Genomic DNA, 14,295 nt, shown 5'->3' with positions numbered 1-14,295 from the left:
CGCCCGGCGGACTATTCCCGGTCGCTGCCGCGGGTCATGCGGCGGATCAGCGGCTCCTTCCACACGCGGGTATGCACCCAGGCCATGACGATGTGGCCGACGATCAGGGCGAGCAGCGTCCAGCCCAGCAGCCCGTGCCACTGGCTGCCGAGGCCGGTCATCCATTCGACCTCGGTCTCGCGCCCCTCGAAGATCGACAGGCCCAGGGCCGAGAAGGCCCGGTCGGAGCCGAAGGCGCGGATCAGGGCCACGCCGGGCACCACGATCAGCAGCGCGTACATCGCCACGTGGGCGAGGGCGGCCAGGCGTTCGATGGGGCGGTCGTGCGGCGGCCGGCGCGACAGGTTGAGCAGCCCCCAGGCGCCGCGCAGCACCGCCAGGGCGAGGATCAGCACGCCGTTGGAGAAGTGGTAGCCGAAGAAGAAGTCGGCCAGCGGCGTGTCGTCGACCGTCACCCGCAGCACCACCGAGACGGCCTGCCACAGCAGCAGCAGGGCCATCAGCCAGTGGAACGTGCGGGTGACCAGGCCGTAGCCGTGGCGGTGATCCATGAGGCGGGTGTCCATGGGGCGCTAGCTCCGTGTCGGGACGTCATGCCGGCGGCGCCGGCTCGCCCGTCACAGACTGGCACAGCGGCGGATGGGGCGACAGCGTTTCGGGGGCGTCAGGAAGGCACGTCCTGGCCGCGGGCGATCATCAGCCGCTCCATCAGCTCGTTGAAGCGATGGCGGGCCATCATGGTGGTCAGCCCCGAGAACAGCGCCCAGGTCCGGCGGCGCCAGCCGGTCAGCCGCAGGTTGTGGGCCACCAGGCGCTTCATCAGCCGGTAGTCGTCGAACTCGCGCCATTCGCCGGCCACCGACATCTGCTGGCGGGTCAGCACCGGGGCCAGCTCCAGGCGGAACACCCATTCCAGCTCGCGCTCGCTCAGGCCGTGGCGCTCGATCTCCTCGATCATGCGCGCGTAGTCGGTCTCCCGCGGTTCCCGCTCCAGCCACAGCGGCGCCAGCGCCAGCCAGAGGTCGCCGCGCGTGTCGACGAGGGTCTGTGCGTCCATGGGTTCTCCTGAGGGTGGGGGATGGCCAGCATCCTGCCCCAGCCGGCGGCCGCGCTCAAGGGCGGACAGCGCCGGACGAGGCCGCTAGAATGTCGCCACGAACGAATTTCCTTTCACCGGGGCGGCGGTTGTCCGCCGCCCCGCTGCGAACGCCAAGAGGTCTAACGTGATCATCAAGCCCAAGGTCCGCGGTTTCATCTGCACCACCACCCACCCCGTCGGCTGCGAGCAGAACGTGCTCGAGCAGATCGAGGCGACCCGCGCCCGCAACCTGGACAAGAGCGCCGGGCCGAAGAAGGTCCTGGTGATCGGGGCCTCCAGCGGCTATGGCCTCTCCGCTCGCATCACCGCGGCCTTCGGCTACGGTGCCGATACCCTGGGCGTGTTCTTCGAGAAGCCGGGCACCGAGAAGAAGCCGGGCACCGCCGGCTGGTACAACGCCGCCGCCTTCGACAAGTTCGCCAAGCAGGAAGGGCTGTACAGCAAGTCCATCAACGGCGACGCCTTCTCCCACGAGGCCCGCGAAAAGGCCATCGAGCTGATCAAGCAGGACATGGGCCAGGTCGACCTGGTGGTCTACTCGCTGGCCTCGCCGGTGCGCAAGCTGCCGGACAGCGGTGAGATGAAGCGCTCCAGCCTCAAGCCGATCGGCGAGACCTACCGCGCCACCGCCATCGACACCAACAAGGATGCCATCATCGAGGCCGAGGTGGAGCCGGCGACCCAGCAGGAGATCGACGACACCACCGCGGTGATGGGCGGCGAGGACTGGGAGCTGTGGATCGACGCCCTGGACAAGGCCGGCGTGCTGGCCGAAGGCGCCAAGTCGGTGGCCTTCAGCTACATCGGCACCGAGATCACCTGGCCGATCTACTGGCACGGCGCCCTGGGCAAGGCCAAGGAAGATCTGGATCGCGCCGCCGGCGAGATCGACAAGCACCTGGCCAAGCAGGGCGGCAGCGCCAACGTGGCGGTGCTCAAGTCCGTGGTCACCCAGGCCAGCGCGGCCATTCCGGTGATGCCGCTCTACATCGCCATGGTCTACAAGGTGATGAAGGAGCAGGGCCTGCACGAGGGCACCATCGACCAGCTCAACCGCCTGTTCGCCGAGCGCCTATACGGCGGCAGCGCCGACACCGACGAGGCCGGCCGCCTGCGCCTGGACGACTGGGAGCTGCGCGACGACGTCCAGCAGGCCTGCAAGGATCTGTGGCCGCAGGTGACCACCGACAACCTGTTCGACATCACCGACTATGCTGGCTACAAGCACGAGTTCCTGAAGCTGTTCGGCTTCGAGCGCGACGACGTCGACTACGACGCCGACGTGGCGACCGAGCGGGACTTCGATGTCGTGAACCTGTAACGGGGCCCGGCGCGCCGGCGTCCCGTTTTCCGACCCACGCGCCCGGAGGTGCCCATGGAGTCACGGGAAAGCAAGACGCCGGACGAGGAGCTGACACACCTGCACGAGGTCAGCCAGCCCGAGGACTACGACCACCCCGAGCCGGACGTGGAGCAGCCCGAGGCCCGCGAGCCCGACAGCGGCATGGCCTGGCTGCTGCCCGCGCTGATCGTGGTGGTGGCCGTGGTGATCGTCGGCCTGCTGGTGATCGGCCTGGCCGACTGAGCCGCCATCGTGCACGACGCCGGGCCTTGCGCCCGGCGTCGGCGTGTCCGCACGGCTGTTACGCCCGACGCCTTCGGCCTAGAATGGGGCTTTTCCCGTTCTCGAGAGTGCCCCATGCCCGATGCCCCGCCCGTTGCATCCGCCGTGCCGCTGTCCCGGCACGTGGGCGTGGTGGTGCTGCCCGGCTTCTCGCTGCTCGCCCAGGCCTGTGCCACCGAGCCGCTGGTGGTGGCCAACCGCCTGGCGGAGCGCAGCCTCTATCGGCTCTCCACCTATGCGATCGACGAGCGTCCGGTGCCCAGTGCCGCCGGCCAGGCGCTGGTGCCCGAGGCGTCGGCCGGCGAGCCGGACCAGGCCCTCGACATGCTGCTGGTCTGCGCCCCCGGGCCGCTCGCCGGCAGCGTGCCCGAGGGGCTGCTCGAGTGGCTGCGTCGCCTGGCCGCCGCCCGGGTGGTGCTGGGCGGCATCGGCGGTGGCACCGAGGTGCTGGCCCGGGCCGGCGTGCTCGAAGGCTACCGGGCGACCCTGCCATGGACGCGCTTCGAGGCCTTCGCCCATGACCATCCCCGGGTGCGGCTCTCCCAGCAGCTGTTCGAGATCGACCGCGACCGCCTGACCTGCGGCGGCGGCACCGCCGCCATGGACATGATGATGACGCTGATCGGCACCCAGCAGGGGGCCGAGCTGGCCGAGCGCATCTCCGAGCATTTCGTGCTCGAGCGTATCCGCATGGGCGACGAGCCCCAGCAGGTGCCGCTGCGCACCCGGCTGGGCAATGCCCCGCAGAGCCTGATTGACGCGGTGGCGCTGATGGAGTCCAACATCGAGGAGCCGCTGACCACCCACGAGCTGGCCGAGCATCTCGGCATCTCGCGGCGCCAGCTCGAGCGCCTGTTCAAGAAGCACCTGCAGGCGGTGCCCAGCCGCTACTACCTCAACCTGCGCCTGCAGCAGGCCCGCAAGCAGCTGCGCGAGAGCGACCGGCCGGCCGGCGAGATCGCCCTGCAGACCGGCTTCTCCTCGGCGGCGCACTTCTCCACCGCCTATCGCAACCACTTCGGCATCACGCCCCGGGAAGAGCGCCTGGGCGACATGGGCGGCGCGTTGCGTCGGTGATCCGTCTGCCGGCCCTGGCCGGGCTCGCGTCGGTGACGTCTCCCTGTCCGTCCGGCAACCTGCTGCAGGCATCTTGTGGTGGAACGCCGTCAGGGTCGTGTCTACTCCTTGGCCTGGTACGACATGGGCGCATCGGCGTTGCGGCGCTTGCCCGTCTGGATCAGCACCACGCCCCCCAGGATCAGGCCCAGCGCGAGGATGAGGGTGGCGGTGATGTCCTCACCGACCGCGGCGCCGATGATCACGGCCACCAGCGGCGCGATGTAGGTGGCGCCTGCGGCCTGCACGGAGCCGAGCCTTTCGATGATGAAGTAGTAGGTGAAGAAGGCCACGCCGGTGCCCAGCATGCCCAGGCCGACGACGGCGCCCAACAGGGCGCGTGGGTCTCCCGCGATGGCCGTCATGCCGTCGAAGTCGGTCAGGATCAGCAGGGTCAGGAAGGCGAGCCCCGTCTGCCAGGTCGCCAGGGCCAGCGGGGGCAGCCGCAGCGGCGACAGGCACCGCTGGGCGTAGACGAAGGACACCCCGAGGCTCAGTGTCCCGGCCAGCATCCAGAGGACCCCGGTGAGTGCGACCCCCTCGGTGCCTTCCCAGGGGCGTGCGCTCAGCGCAATGCCGATGAAGCCCAGGGCAACGCCGGCCGCCATCTGGCCGGTCGGGCGATCCTGGCGCAGGAACAGAACCGCGCAGAGGAAGGTGAAGATAGGGATCGAACCGCTCAGGAGTCCGGCCAGGCTCGATGGCAGCCGGGCGGTACCGGCCACGAAGCCGTAGTAGTAGAAGGTCGTCGCCAGCACCGACATGACCGCGAAGTGCGGCAGATGGCGCAACTGATCTCGCGACAGGACCCCGGCTCGCCAGGCCACCAGGGCCAGGGGAAGGAAGCCGAACAGCACACGCAGGAATACCGTCTGTGTCGGCGAGATCACATCGGTGGCCCACTTCATGAAGATGAAGTTCGAGCCCCAGATGATGCCCAGCGCAGCGAGCGCCGCATAGGCACGCAACATGGCGTTCTCCTCGAGCAAGAGCGCAACGAGCCCCCTCCTGAGCAAGGGCGGCCCGTTGCGGTGGCAGGACAGGCGTCGTCAGATGGAGCGGGTCACTCCGCCATCGACGCGAAGGTTCTGGCCGGTGACGTAGCCCGCGCCTTCTGACAGCAAGAAGGCCACGGTGCCTGCGATTTCCTCGACGGTCCCATAGCGCCCCATCGGCACGCTGTCACGGCGCTCATCGACCTCGGGAAGGCTATCGATCCAGCCGGGCAGCACATTGTTCAGGCGGACATTCTTCGACGCATAGGCATCCGCGAAGAGTTTGGTGAAGCTGGCAAGGCCCGCCCGGAATACCACCGAGGTCGGGAATACGCTGGACGGCTCGAACGCCCAGGTCGTCGAAATGTTGACGATGGCTCCACCGCCCTGAGCTTCCATGATCGGCGCGACAAGACGAATCGGACGCACGGCGCTCAGGAAATAGACCTCCATGCCCTGGTGCCAGTCCTCGTCTGGGATGTCGAGGATCGGTGCGCGCGGACCATGACCGGCGGAATTGACCAAGGCGTCGATCCGCCCCCATGTCGCCATCGTCAGATCCACGACCTGCTTGACGTCGTCGAGTGACTGATTCGAGCCGGTGACACCGACGCCACCCAATTCCTCGGCCAGAGCCTCGCCCTTGCCCGACGGGGAGAGGATGGCGATACGATAGCCATCCTGAGCCAATCTGCGCGCGGCAGCGGCTCCCATGCCGGATCCTCCGCCCATGATGAGTGCCACTTTTTCTTCAGCCATGACGGCCTCCTTTGGTCAGGTTCTGGAGGCATTGTGGCGAGTGACAGCCGAAGTTTCGCGTGATGAATAAACGTGCCAGGCTGTAGAAAAACTATAGGCTATCGTCATGACGCTCTCCCGCCGCAAGCTGCCCCCTCTCAATGCCCTGCGTGCCTTCGAGGTCTCGGGCCGCCGAGGGAGTTTCCGGGCCGCCGCCGATGAGCTGGGCGTCACCCAGGGCGCCGTCGCGCAGCAGGTGCGCGCGTTGGAAGCGCACCTCGGCCAGGCCCTGTTCCATCGCCTGCCGCGCGGCCTCGTCCTGACGCCCCAGGGCGAGGCCTACCTGACGGATGTGACCCGCGCCTTCGATACCCTCGGGGACGCCACCGGACGACTGCTGGAGCGACCGGAGACGATCACGATCAGCGTGGCGCCGACCTTCGCCGCGAAGCTGCTGATCCCTCGTCTCGCCGAGCTGAACGCCGCGCTGCCCGGGGTGGCATTGCGCACGGTCGCCACCGAGACGCTCGCCGACTTCGAGCGCGACGAGGTGGACATCGCGGTGCGCCTCACCCGGCCTCCGTTCCCGTCCGGGCTGGAGGCCGAGTTGCTGTTTCACCAGGAGCTGGTCGCGGTCGCGAGCCCCCATCTGGTCCAGGCGTCAGCGCTCCCCCTCTCTGCCGAGCGGCTGCGGGAGCTGCCGCTCCTGCATGACGCGCACGATCATTGGCCGAGGTTTCTGCGTGCCGAGGGACCACTGCCCGGTGCGGTCTTCAATCAGACGACACTGGCGCTGGACGCCGCCCTGGCGGGCCAGGGCATCGCCTTGGCATGTCGGGCGTTCGTGGCGGGAGATCTCGCGGCCGGGCGCCTGGTGCAGGTCACGGGGGAGGCCATGATCGAAGCGCCCAGCTATTACCTGGTGCGCCAGCGGTCATCCCCGCCTCACGCCCGGCAAGAGGCGGTATGGGAATGGTGCTTGGCGCGGCTGTCGCTCCCCGTCGAGTAGCGGGACCGGCCATCGCCTTCGCGTGAACCGGGCCCGCGGCAGGTCAGTCGTCGGCCGGCCGCGCCTTGCGGGCCAGCAGGGCGCGGAACAAGGTGCCCATCATGACCGGGCTGTCCTGCTCGATGGTGAAGCCGGCGTCGTCCAGCAGCGGCCGCGCCCGGCGGGTGATGTCGGTGGCGATGGCCGAGGTGACGAGGTTCAGCGCGCGACGGCCGAGCCCGGCCGGACGCGCGTCGGCCTGGAACTTGTCCATCACGCACAGCTGGCCGTCGTCGGCCAGCACCCGGTACGCCTCGGCGAGGCCGCGGGCCGGGTCGGGCATCACCGCCAGGATCAGGTGCATCACCACCACGTCGAAGTGGCCATCGGGATAGTCGAGGGCCTCGGCGTCCATCACCTCGGCCTGGACGTCGCGGCGCAGCGCCTCGGCGCGCCGTTCGAGGCGCCGGATCATGGCCGGCGAGAGATCGGTGGCGTGCAGCTCGATGTCCCGCGGCAGCCAGGGCAGGTCGAGCCCGGTGCCGGCGCCCACCAGCAGCACGCGCAGGCCGGGGCGCCAGTGCACCTGTGTCAGCGCGGCCTGCCGGGCGCGGCGGAAGGCTCGCTCGGCCACGGCGTCGTAGATCGGCGCATAGGCGTCGTAGCGTCGCCGATTCCAGGCGGTGGTGTTGAGCATGGGGCGTTTCTCCTCGCAGTCGCCTGCTGTCGACGCTTCCTACCTTAGCCGATTCCCCCGGTCCGGCGTTGCTGCCTTTTTCACAAGTCGTCGTCCCATTGCTGAAAGCCCCTCGCCAGGGGGCTCCCTATACTCGAATGATCCCCGATTCATCCTGAACGAGTTCGACTCGAGACCACGGAGAACGTCATGATCCACACCCCGACCCGCAGCGATTTCGACCAGTACATGGTGCCCAACTACTCGCCGCAGAAGGCCATTCCGGTGCGTGGCGAGGGCAGCCGACTGTGGGATCAGGAGGGCCGTGAGTACATCGACTTCGCCGGCGGCATCGCGGTGAACTCCCTGGGCCACTGCCACCCGGTGCTGGTCAATGCGCTCAAGGAACAGGCCGACAAGGTCTGGCACCTGTCCAACGTCTACACCAACGAGCCGGCGCTGAAGCTGGCGGGTTCGCTGGTCGAGCGCACCTTCGCCGACAAGGTCTACCTGTGCTCCTCCGGCGGCGAGGCCAACGAGGCGGCGCTGAAGCTGGCGCGTCGCTGGGCCTACAACACCCACGGCGAGCAGAAGGACAAGATCATCTCCTTCCGCCAGTCGTTCCACGGCCGCACCTTCTTCACCGTCAGCGTCGGCGGCCAGCCCAAGTACTCCCAGGGCTTCGGCCCGGTGCCGGGCGGCATCGTCCACGCCGAGTTCAACGACCTCGAGGCGGTGCGCGAGCTGATGGGCGACGACACCTGCGCGGTGATGGTCGAGCCGATGCAGGGCGAGGGCGGCATCCTGCCCGCCACGCCGGACTTCCTGCAGGGCCTGCGCGAGCTGTGCGACCGGCACGACGCGCTGCTGATCTTCGACGAGGTGCAGACCGGCGTCGGCCGCACCGGCTCGCTGTTCGCCTACATGGAGTACGGCGTGACGCCGGACATCCTGACCAGCGCCAAGTCGCTGGGTGGCGGCTTCCCGGTGGGCGCCATGCTGACCACCGACCGCATCGCCCCGGCCATGGCCATCGGCACCCACGGCTCCACCTACGGCGGCAACGCCCTGGCCTCCGCCGTGGCCCTGGCCGCCGTGGAGCACATCGACACCCCCGAGGTGCTGGAGGGCGTCAAGCGCCGCCACGACCTGTTCCGCGAGCATCTCGAGACCATCAACCGCAAGCACGGTGTATTCAAGGAAGTTCGCGGCATGGGCCTGCTGATCGGCGCCGAGATGACCGACGCCTACGAGGGCCGCGCCAAGGACATCCTGCCGCTGGCCATCGAGGAGGGCCTGATGGCGCTGGTCGCCGGCCCCAACGTGCTGCGCATGGCGCCGTCGCTGGTGATCCCCGAGGCCGATATCGCCGAGGGCATGGCGCGCCTGGAGCGGGCCATCGCCCGGCTGGTGGCGTCCGAGTGAGCCGCGGCCACGCCATGGACGCATCGGAATCATCCGCGGGAGGCCAAGCCATGCTGGTCGTACGTCCCACCCGGCCGGCGGATCTGCCGGCCCTGGAGCGGCTGGCGGGCAACGCCACGCCGCGCCTGACCAACCTGCCGGCCCATCGAGACCGCCTCGAGGAGCGCATCATGCGCTCCCAGCGGGCCTTCGAGGCCGAGGTGGAATTCCCCGGCGACGAGCACTACACCTTCGTGCTCGAGGACCTGGAGCGCGGCGAGGTGGTGGGCACCGCCACCGTGCGCGCCCAGGCCGGCGCCCGGGAGGCCTACTACACCTATCGCCAGGAAACCCTGATCCACGCCTCGCAGCAGCTCGACGTGCGCCGCGAGGTGCAGACCCTGTCGCTGTCCCACGAGGTCTCCGAGGCCAGCCTGCTGTGCGCCTACTCGCTGGACCCGCGCTACCGCGGCACCAGCGCCGAGAGCCTGCTGCGCCGGGCGCGGCTGATGTTCATCGCCCAGTACCCGGAGCGCTTCGCCGAGATCCTGGCCATGGCCTTCCCCGGCTTCCTGGACGACGACCAGCAGTCGCCGTTCTGGAACAGCGTGGGGCGCCACTTCTTCCAGCGCGACTATCAGGACATCAACTACGTGGCCGGGGTGCGCTCGAAGAGCTTCATCGCCGAGGTGATGCCCCAGTTCCCGCTCTATCTGGCGCTGCTGACGCCCCAGGCGCGGGCCGCCATCGGCCGTGAGCACCCGGACCACGAGGCGGCGCTCGACGAGATGCTGGCCGAGGGCTTCCTGCGCTCGCGCCACGTCGACATCTTCGACGCCGGCCCGGTGATCAAGGCCGAGCGCGAGCGGCTCGAGAGCTTCCGCCGTGCCGCCTGGCACCCGGTGCGCATCCGTCCGGCCCACTCGCTGCCGGACGCCGAGCCGGCGATGGTCGCCAACCAGCGCCTCGGCGACTTCCGCTGCGTGGTGGCGCGCTATGCGCTGTCGCCCACCGGCCAGCTGATGCTGTCGCCGGAGCACGCCGAGCGGCTCGGCGTGGAGGAGGGCCGCGCCGTGCTGGCCGCGCCGCTGGGTCTGCCGGGCGACGCCCACGACCCGGGCTACGATGAGGGAGAGCTGTGATGCGCATTCGACCGATCGCCCCGTCCGACCTGGACGAGCTGCAGGCGGTGGCCCGGGAGACCGGGGTGGGCTTCACCTCGCTGCCCGACAACCGCGACTTCCTGGCCGCCAAGATCGACACCGCGGTCAGCGCCTTCGCCCAGCAGACGCCGGTGGACCAGCGCCTCTACTTCTTCGTGCTCGAGGACGAGGCCAGCGGCAAGCTGGCCGGCTGCTGCGCCATCGAGGGCCAGGTGGGCCGGGAGGTGCCCTTCTATCACTACCGGCTGGGCACCCTGGCGCACTCCTCGGTGCAGCTTGACCTGCACCGCACTATCGACACCCTGTTCTTGAGCTCGGATCACACCGGCGACGCCGAGGTGGCGTCGCTGTTCCTGCGTCCCGAGTACCGCGGCGGCGACCGCCGGCACGAGCGCAACGGCGCGCTGCTGTCGATGATGCGCTGGCTGTTCATGGCCCAGTTCCGCGACAGCTTCCCCGACAAGGTGCTGGCCGAGATGCGCGGCAGGTTCGACGCCGAGGGCAGGAGCCCGTTCTGGGAGTGCCTGGGCAGCAACTTCTTCCCCATGGACTTCAACGAGGCCGACCGGCTCACCGGGCTGGGCCAGAAGAGCTTCATCGGCGAGCTGATGCCCAAGTTCCCGATCTACACCCCTTTCCTCTCCGAGGAGGCCCGGGCCTGCATCGGCGAGGTCCACGAGCACACCCGCCCGGCGCTGGCGATGCTCAGGAAGGAGGGCCTGCGCTGGGAAGGGTTCATCGACATCTTCGATGGCGGCCCCACCGTGGAGGCCTATATCGACGACGTTCGCGGCGTGCGCCTGTCGCGGACCTGCCGCGTGGAGATCAAGGCCGGCGAGCCCGAGCGGGCCGAACGGCCGCGCTGGCTGGCCGCGACCACCTCCATGGCCGGCTTCCGCGCGGCCTGGCTGGGCCGCGGACCCGACGACGACGGCGTGGTGACGCTGAGCGAGGCCGAGGCGGCACGCCTCGAAGTCGGCGCCGGCGACACCCTGCGCATTCTGGATAGCGACGAGGAGGCGTGATGAAGGCGACGCAACGGCTGCTGATCGGCGGCGAGTGGCAGGACGGCGAGGCCGAGGGCTTCGCCAAGCAGGACCCGGTCTCGGGCGAGGCGCTGTGGCAGGGCCACGCCGCCTCCGAGGCCCAGGTGGGCGCCGCCGTCGAGGCCGCCCGCGCCGCCTTCCCGGCCTGGGCGCGGCGCACGTTCGAGCAGCGCCAGGCGCTGGTCGAGCGCTTCCGTGAGGTGCTGGAGAGCCACCGCGAGGACCTGGCCACGGCGATCGCCGGCGAGACCGGCAAGCCGCTGTGGGAGGCGCGCACCGAGGTCGGCGCGATGATCGGCAAGGTGGCGATCTCGATCCGTGCCTACCAGGAGCGTACCGGCGAGCGCGAGCGTGACCTGGGCGAGGCCCGGGCGGTGCTGCGCCATCGGCCCCACGGCGTGATGGCGGTGTTCGGCCCCTACAACTTCCCCGGCCACCTGCCCAACGGCCACATGGTGCCGGCGCTGCTGGCCGGCAACACCGTGGTCTTCAAGCCCAGCGAGCAGACCCCGCTGACCGCCGACCTGACGCTGCAGTGCTGGCGCGAGGCCGGCCTGCCCGAGGGCGTGATCAACCTGGTGCAGGGCGCGGCCCCGGTGGGACAGGCGCTGTCCTCTCATGGCGGCATCGACGGCCTGCTGTTCACCGGCAGCGCCAAGGTCGGCGGCCTGCTGCACCGGCAGTTCGCCGGCCAGATGGACAAGATCCTGGCCCTCGAGCTCGGCGGCAACAACCCGCTGGTGATCAAGGACGTGCCCGATCAGGACGCCGCCGTGCTGACCATCCTGCAGTCGGCCTTCCTGTCCGGCGGCCAGCGCTGCACCTGCGCCCGCCGGCTGATCGTGCCGCAGGGGCAGGTGGGCGACCGCCTGTTGGACGCCCTGTCCGATGCCATCTCGCGGCTGCACGTGGCCGGCCAGTTCAGCGAGCAGGCGCCGTTCTACGGCGGCCTGGTCAGCGTGGCCGCCGCCGACGGCCTGCTGGCGGCCCAGGACGACCTCGAGGCCCGCGGCGGCAGCGTGCTCGCGCGCATGCAGCGCCTGGAGGAGAACACCAGCCTGCTCACGCCTGCGCTGATCGACGTCACCGGCCTCGAGGTGCCCGACGAGGAGCACTTCGGCCCGCTGCTCAAGGTCCACCGCTACCGCGACTGGGACGAGGCGATGGCACTGGCCAACGACACCCGTTACGGCCTCTCCGCCGGGCTGATCGGCGGCGAACGCGAGGACTGGGACGACTTCCTGCTGCGCATCCGCGCCGGCATCGTCAACTGGAACCGCCAGACCACCGGCGCCTCCGGCGACGCGCCCTTCGGCGGCGTGGGCGACAGCGGTAACCATCGTCCCAGCGCTTACTATGCGGCCGACTACTGCGCCTACCCCGTGGCCTCCATAGAGAGCGAGGCACTGAGCCTGCCCGACAAGCTGCCGCCGGGGGTGACGCTGTGAACCGGGAACCCGATATGAGCATGCGCGAGATCAACTTCGATGGCCTGGTGGGCCCGACCCACAACTACTCGGGCCTGGCCCACGGCAACGTGGCCTCGATGAGCCACGAGGGGCTGGTGGCCAACCCCCGCGAGGCCGCGCTGCAGGGCCTCGAGAAGATGAAGTCGCTGATGGACTCAGGCTACGCCCAGGGCGTGCTGCCGCCCCAGCAGCGCCCGGACCTGGGCGCGCTGCGCGAGCTCGGCTTCGCCGGCAGCGATGCCCGGGTGCTGGCCCGGGCCGCCGACGAGGCGCCCCAGCTGCTGCGCGCGGTGTGCTCGGCCTCCAGCATGTGGACCGCCAACGCCGCCACGGTGACGCCCAGCGTCGACGCGCCGGACGGGCGGGCGCACTTCACGCCGGCCAACCTGCAGTCGAGCTTCCACCGCTACCTGGAGCCGACCACCACCGGCCGGGTGCTGGCGTCGATCTTCGCCGACGAGGCCCGTTTCGCCCACCATCCGGCGCTGCCGGCGACGCCGGCCTTCTCCGACGAGGGCGCGGCCAACCACACCCGGCTGGCCGGCGAGCATGGGGAGCCGGGCGTGCACCTCTACGTCTACGGCCGCCAGGCGTTCGGCGGCGACGGCGTCGCGCCGCGGCGCTATCCGGCCCGCCAGACCCTCGAGGCCAGCCAGGCGGTGGCCCGCCAGCACGGCCTCGGCGATGCCCAGACGGTGTTCGCCCAGCAGCATCCCGAGGCCATCGACGCCGGCGTCTTCCACAACGACGTCATCGCCGTGGGCAACGGCCCGGTGCTGCTCTATCACGAGGTTGCCTTCCGCGACGAGCAGGGCACCCTGGACGCGCTGCGCGAGCGCATGGCCTCGCCGCTGATTCCGGTGCGGGTACCGGTGGAGGCGGTGAGCCTCGAGGACGCCGTGGTCTCGTACCTGTTCAACTCCCAGCTGCTCACGAACCCCGACGGCACCATGACGCTGGTGGTGCCCGGCGAATGCCAGGAGCGCGAGGCGGTGTGGCGCTGCCTGCAGGATCACCTGCTGGCGGGCCACAACCCGATCTCCGAGGTGGTGGTGAAGGACGTCAAGCAGTCGATGCGCAACGGCGGCGGCCCCGCCTGCCTGCGGCTGCGGGTGGCCCTCTCCGAGGCCGAGCGCGCCGCGATCTCCGGCCGGGTGCTGCTGGACGATGCCCTGCATGGCGAGCTCGTCGCCTGGGTCGAGCGTCACTATCGCGACCGCCTGGCCCCGGCCGACCTGGCCGACCCGGCGCTCGCCAGCGAGACCCTCGCCGCCCTGGACGAGCTCACCGGCATCCTCCGTCTCGGCAGCGTCTACCCCTTCCAGCTCGGCTGAGGGGATCGCGCGGCGCCAGACACGACAAGGCCGGGGAGGCGTCGAGCCGACCCGGCCTGTCGTTTTTCGCGCCTCGCGTTGACGGTCCTATCGTCATGCCTCCAGCTCGACCGTGATCGATAGCGGCCGCAGCAGGCTCTCACGGCCGGTGGTGTGCTCGTTCAGCATGGCGACCAGATCCCGCGTGGTGGAATGACGGGTCAGCATCAGTGCCGTCACCGGCGACTCCCTGTCGAGCAGCCTGGTGGCGTGCCAGCAGCCCGGAGACATGGCGATGCCCAGGCCCTGAGGCAGGTGAAAGGCCCTCAGCGAATCGATGTCCGGGGCATCGTCCCGATCGAGACATACGATCTGCACGAGATCGCCGCCGTGGATCGGCACCACGGCCTGGTGGGTCAATCGGTGCATCTCCAGCCGGTCGATGCGCGACGCGCCATCGCGGTAATTCACCCAGAGTACCTCGGCGGGCCCTCCATCGGCGCCGGTATCGAAGCTGAGCTGGTGGACGAAATCGCTGGCGGGGGAGCTGTGTCTCGGCTCGCGTCGTGCGAGATCCTCCGGCCAGCCCATAACCTTGCCGTAAGGGGAGAACGCACTCGGGGAGAGTGGCGCGATCGGCAGCATCATGGTGGTAATGTCCTCC

15 protein-coding genes are annotated in these 14,295 nt (G+C 69.8%); 9 read left to right on the top strand and 6 right to left on the bottom strand.

The window, feature by feature from the left end:
• Nucleotides 1-11 precede the first annotated feature (11 nt).
• Nucleotides 12-566, bottom strand: coding sequence for a cytochrome b (locus UYS_RS0208690; protein WP_016855120.1), 555 nt, complete (start codon nucleotides 564-566; stop codon nucleotides 12-14).
• Nucleotides 567-664: 98 nt separating this feature from the next.
• Nucleotides 665-1,057, bottom strand: a complete 393-nt coding sequence (locus tag UYS_RS0208685) for a DUF7079 family protein (RefSeq protein ID WP_016855119.1) — start codon at nucleotides 1,055-1,057, stop codon at nucleotides 665-667.
• Nucleotides 1,058-1,223: 166 nt separating this feature from the next.
• On the opposite strand from UYS_RS0208685, the gene fabV reads away from it, so the two are divergent.
• The 3 genes from fabV (at nucleotide 1,224) to UYS_RS0208670 (ending at nucleotide 3,800) form a co-directional block, all read left to right on the top strand.
• A complete protein-coding gene (gene fabV / locus UYS_RS0208680) occupies nucleotides 1,224-2,420 on the top strand; it encodes an enoyl-ACP reductase FabV (protein ID WP_016855118.1) in 1,197 nt (398 codons plus the stop codon).
• Between the two features lie 54 nt (nucleotides 2,421-2,474).
• Nucleotides 2,475-2,684 carry a hypothetical protein gene (locus UYS_RS0208675; protein WP_016855117.1) on the top strand — a complete coding sequence of 70 codons (210 nt, stop codon included), beginning with the start codon at nucleotides 2,475-2,477 and terminating at the stop codon, nucleotides 2,682-2,684.
• Nucleotides 2,685-2,798: 114 nt separating this feature from the next.
• Nucleotides 2,799-3,800, top strand: coding sequence for a GlxA family transcriptional regulator (locus UYS_RS0208670; protein ID WP_016855116.1), 1,002 nt, complete (start codon nucleotides 2,799-2,801; stop codon nucleotides 3,798-3,800).
• Between the two features lie 101 nt (nucleotides 3,801-3,901).
• On the opposite strand, the gene UYS_RS0208665 is transcribed toward UYS_RS0208670, so the two are convergent.
• Nucleotides 3,902-4,810 carry a DMT family transporter gene (locus tag UYS_RS0208665; protein ID WP_016855115.1) on the bottom strand — a complete coding sequence of 303 codons (909 nt, stop codon included), beginning with the start codon at nucleotides 4,808-4,810 and terminating at the stop codon, nucleotides 3,902-3,904.
• A 78-nt stretch (nucleotides 4,811-4,888) separates the two neighbouring features.
• The gene (locus tag UYS_RS0208660) at nucleotides 4,889-5,593 is read right to left on the bottom strand and encodes an SDR family oxidoreductase (protein WP_016855114.1); all 705 of its coding nucleotides are present in this window, start codon (nucleotides 5,591-5,593) and stop codon (nucleotides 4,889-4,891) included.
• Nucleotides 5,594-5,699: 106 nt separating this feature from the next.
• Here UYS_RS0208660 and UYS_RS0208655 point away from each other — a divergent pair, with 106 nt between their 5' ends.
• Nucleotides 5,700-6,581, top strand: a complete 882-nt coding sequence (locus tag UYS_RS0208655) for a LysR substrate-binding domain-containing protein (protein ID WP_016855113.1) — start codon at nucleotides 5,700-5,702, stop codon at nucleotides 6,579-6,581.
• A 43-nt stretch (nucleotides 6,582-6,624) separates the two neighbouring features.
• On the opposite strand, the gene UYS_RS0208650 is transcribed toward UYS_RS0208655, so the two are convergent.
• The gene (locus UYS_RS0208650) at nucleotides 6,625-7,257 is read right to left on the bottom strand and encodes a class I SAM-dependent methyltransferase (protein WP_016855112.1); all 633 of its coding nucleotides are present in this window, start codon (nucleotides 7,255-7,257) and stop codon (nucleotides 6,625-6,627) included.
• Nucleotides 7,258-7,446: 189 nt separating this feature from the next.
• Between UYS_RS0208650 and UYS_RS0208645 the strand changes: the two genes are divergently transcribed.
• Genes UYS_RS0208645 through astB form a run of 5 tightly spaced genes read left to right on the top strand, consistent with a single transcriptional unit; the run spans nucleotide 7,447 to nucleotide 13,652 of the window.
• Nucleotides 7,447-8,661 carry an aspartate aminotransferase family protein gene (locus UYS_RS0208645; protein ID WP_016855111.1) on the top strand — a complete coding sequence of 405 codons (1,215 nt, stop codon included), beginning with the start codon at nucleotides 7,447-7,449 and terminating at the stop codon, nucleotides 8,659-8,661.
• A gap of 50 nt (nucleotides 8,662-8,711) precedes the next feature.
• Complete coding sequence (locus UYS_RS0208640) at nucleotides 8,712-9,782, top strand: arginine N-succinyltransferase (RefSeq protein ID WP_016855110.1); 1,071 nt, start codon at nucleotides 8,712-8,714, stop codon at nucleotides 9,780-9,782.
• Nucleotides 9,782-10,828 (top strand): arginine N-succinyltransferase, encoded by a 1,047-nt coding sequence (gene astA / locus UYS_RS0208635; RefSeq protein ID WP_016855109.1) that lies wholly within the window; start codon nucleotides 9,782-9,784, stop codon nucleotides 10,826-10,828. The genes UYS_RS0208640 and astA overlap by 1 nt, the downstream gene beginning before the upstream one ends.
• Complete coding sequence (gene astD / locus UYS_RS0208630; RefSeq protein ID WP_016855108.1) at nucleotides 10,828-12,297, top strand: succinylglutamate-semialdehyde dehydrogenase; 1,470 nt, start codon at nucleotides 10,828-10,830, stop codon at nucleotides 12,295-12,297. The genes astA and astD overlap by 1 nt, the downstream gene beginning before the upstream one ends.
• Nucleotides 12,298-12,311: 14 nt before the next feature.
• A complete protein-coding gene (gene astB, locus UYS_RS0208625) occupies nucleotides 12,312-13,652 on the top strand; it encodes an N-succinylarginine dihydrolase (protein WP_016855107.1) in 1,341 nt (446 codons plus the stop codon).
• 93 nt (nucleotides 13,653-13,745) lie between these two features.
• Here the strand turns inward: astB and UYS_RS0208620 are convergent, their stop codons facing one another.
• Nucleotides 13,746-14,279 carry an ureidoglycolate lyase gene (locus UYS_RS0208620; protein ID WP_040478158.1) on the bottom strand — a complete coding sequence of 178 codons (534 nt, stop codon included), beginning with the start codon at nucleotides 14,277-14,279 and terminating at the stop codon, nucleotides 13,746-13,748.
• Nucleotides 14,280-14,295 lie beyond the last annotated feature (16 nt).

The sequence above is a fragment of the Halomonas smyrnensis AAD6 genome (assembly GCF_000265245.1).
GTDB lineage: Bacteria > Pseudomonadota > Gammaproteobacteria > Pseudomonadales > Halomonadaceae > Halomonas > Halomonas smyrnensis.
The sequence above is the reverse complement of the archived record's forward strand: the minus strand, read 5'-3'. Positions and strand labels throughout refer to the sequence as shown.

Bases quoted from the DNA above. Each gene is read 5' to 3' on its own strand.
- UYS_RS0208690 (WP_016855120.1), bottom strand. From the start codon at position 566: ATGGACACCCGCCTCATGGATCACCGCCACGGCTACGGCCTGGTCACC.
- UYS_RS0208685 (WP_016855119.1), bottom strand. From the start codon at position 1,057: ATGGACGCACAGACCCTCGTCGACACGCGCGGCGACCTCTGGCTGGCG.
- UYS_RS0208675 (WP_016855117.1), top strand. From the start codon at position 2,475: ATGGAGTCACGGGAAAGCAAGACGCCGGACGAGGAGCTGACACACCTG.
- UYS_RS0208670 (WP_016855116.1), top strand. From the start codon at position 2,799: ATGCCCGATGCCCCGCCCGTTGCATCCGCCGTGCCGCTGTCCCGGCAC.
- UYS_RS0208665 (WP_016855115.1), bottom strand. From the start codon at position 4,810: ATGTTGCGTGCCTATGCGGCGCTCGCTGCGCTGGGCATCATCTGGGGC.
- UYS_RS0208660 (WP_016855114.1), bottom strand. From the start codon at position 5,593: ATGGCTGAAGAAAAAGTGGCACTCATCATGGGCGGAGGATCCGGCATG.
- UYS_RS0208655 (WP_016855113.1), top strand. From the start codon at position 5,700: ATGACGCTCTCCCGCCGCAAGCTGCCCCCTCTCAATGCCCTGCGTGCC.
- UYS_RS0208650 (WP_016855112.1), bottom strand. From the start codon at position 7,257: ATGCTCAACACCACCGCCTGGAATCGGCGACGCTACGACGCCTATGCG.
- UYS_RS0208645 (WP_016855111.1), top strand. From the start codon at position 7,447: ATGATCCACACCCCGACCCGCAGCGATTTCGACCAGTACATGGTGCCC.
- UYS_RS0208640 (WP_016855110.1), top strand. From the start codon at position 8,712: ATGCTGGTCGTACGTCCCACCCGGCCGGCGGATCTGCCGGCCCTGGAG.
- astA (WP_016855109.1), top strand. From the start codon at position 9,782: ATGCGCATTCGACCGATCGCCCCGTCCGACCTGGACGAGCTGCAGGCG.
- astD (WP_016855108.1), top strand. From the start codon at position 10,828: ATGAAGGCGACGCAACGGCTGCTGATCGGCGGCGAGTGGCAGGACGGC.
- astB (WP_016855107.1), top strand. From the start codon at position 12,312: ATGAGCATGCGCGAGATCAACTTCGATGGCCTGGTGGGCCCGACCCAC.
- UYS_RS0208620 (WP_040478158.1), bottom strand. From the start codon at position 14,279: ATGATGCTGCCGATCGCGCCACTCTCCCCGAGTGCGTTCTCCCCTTAC.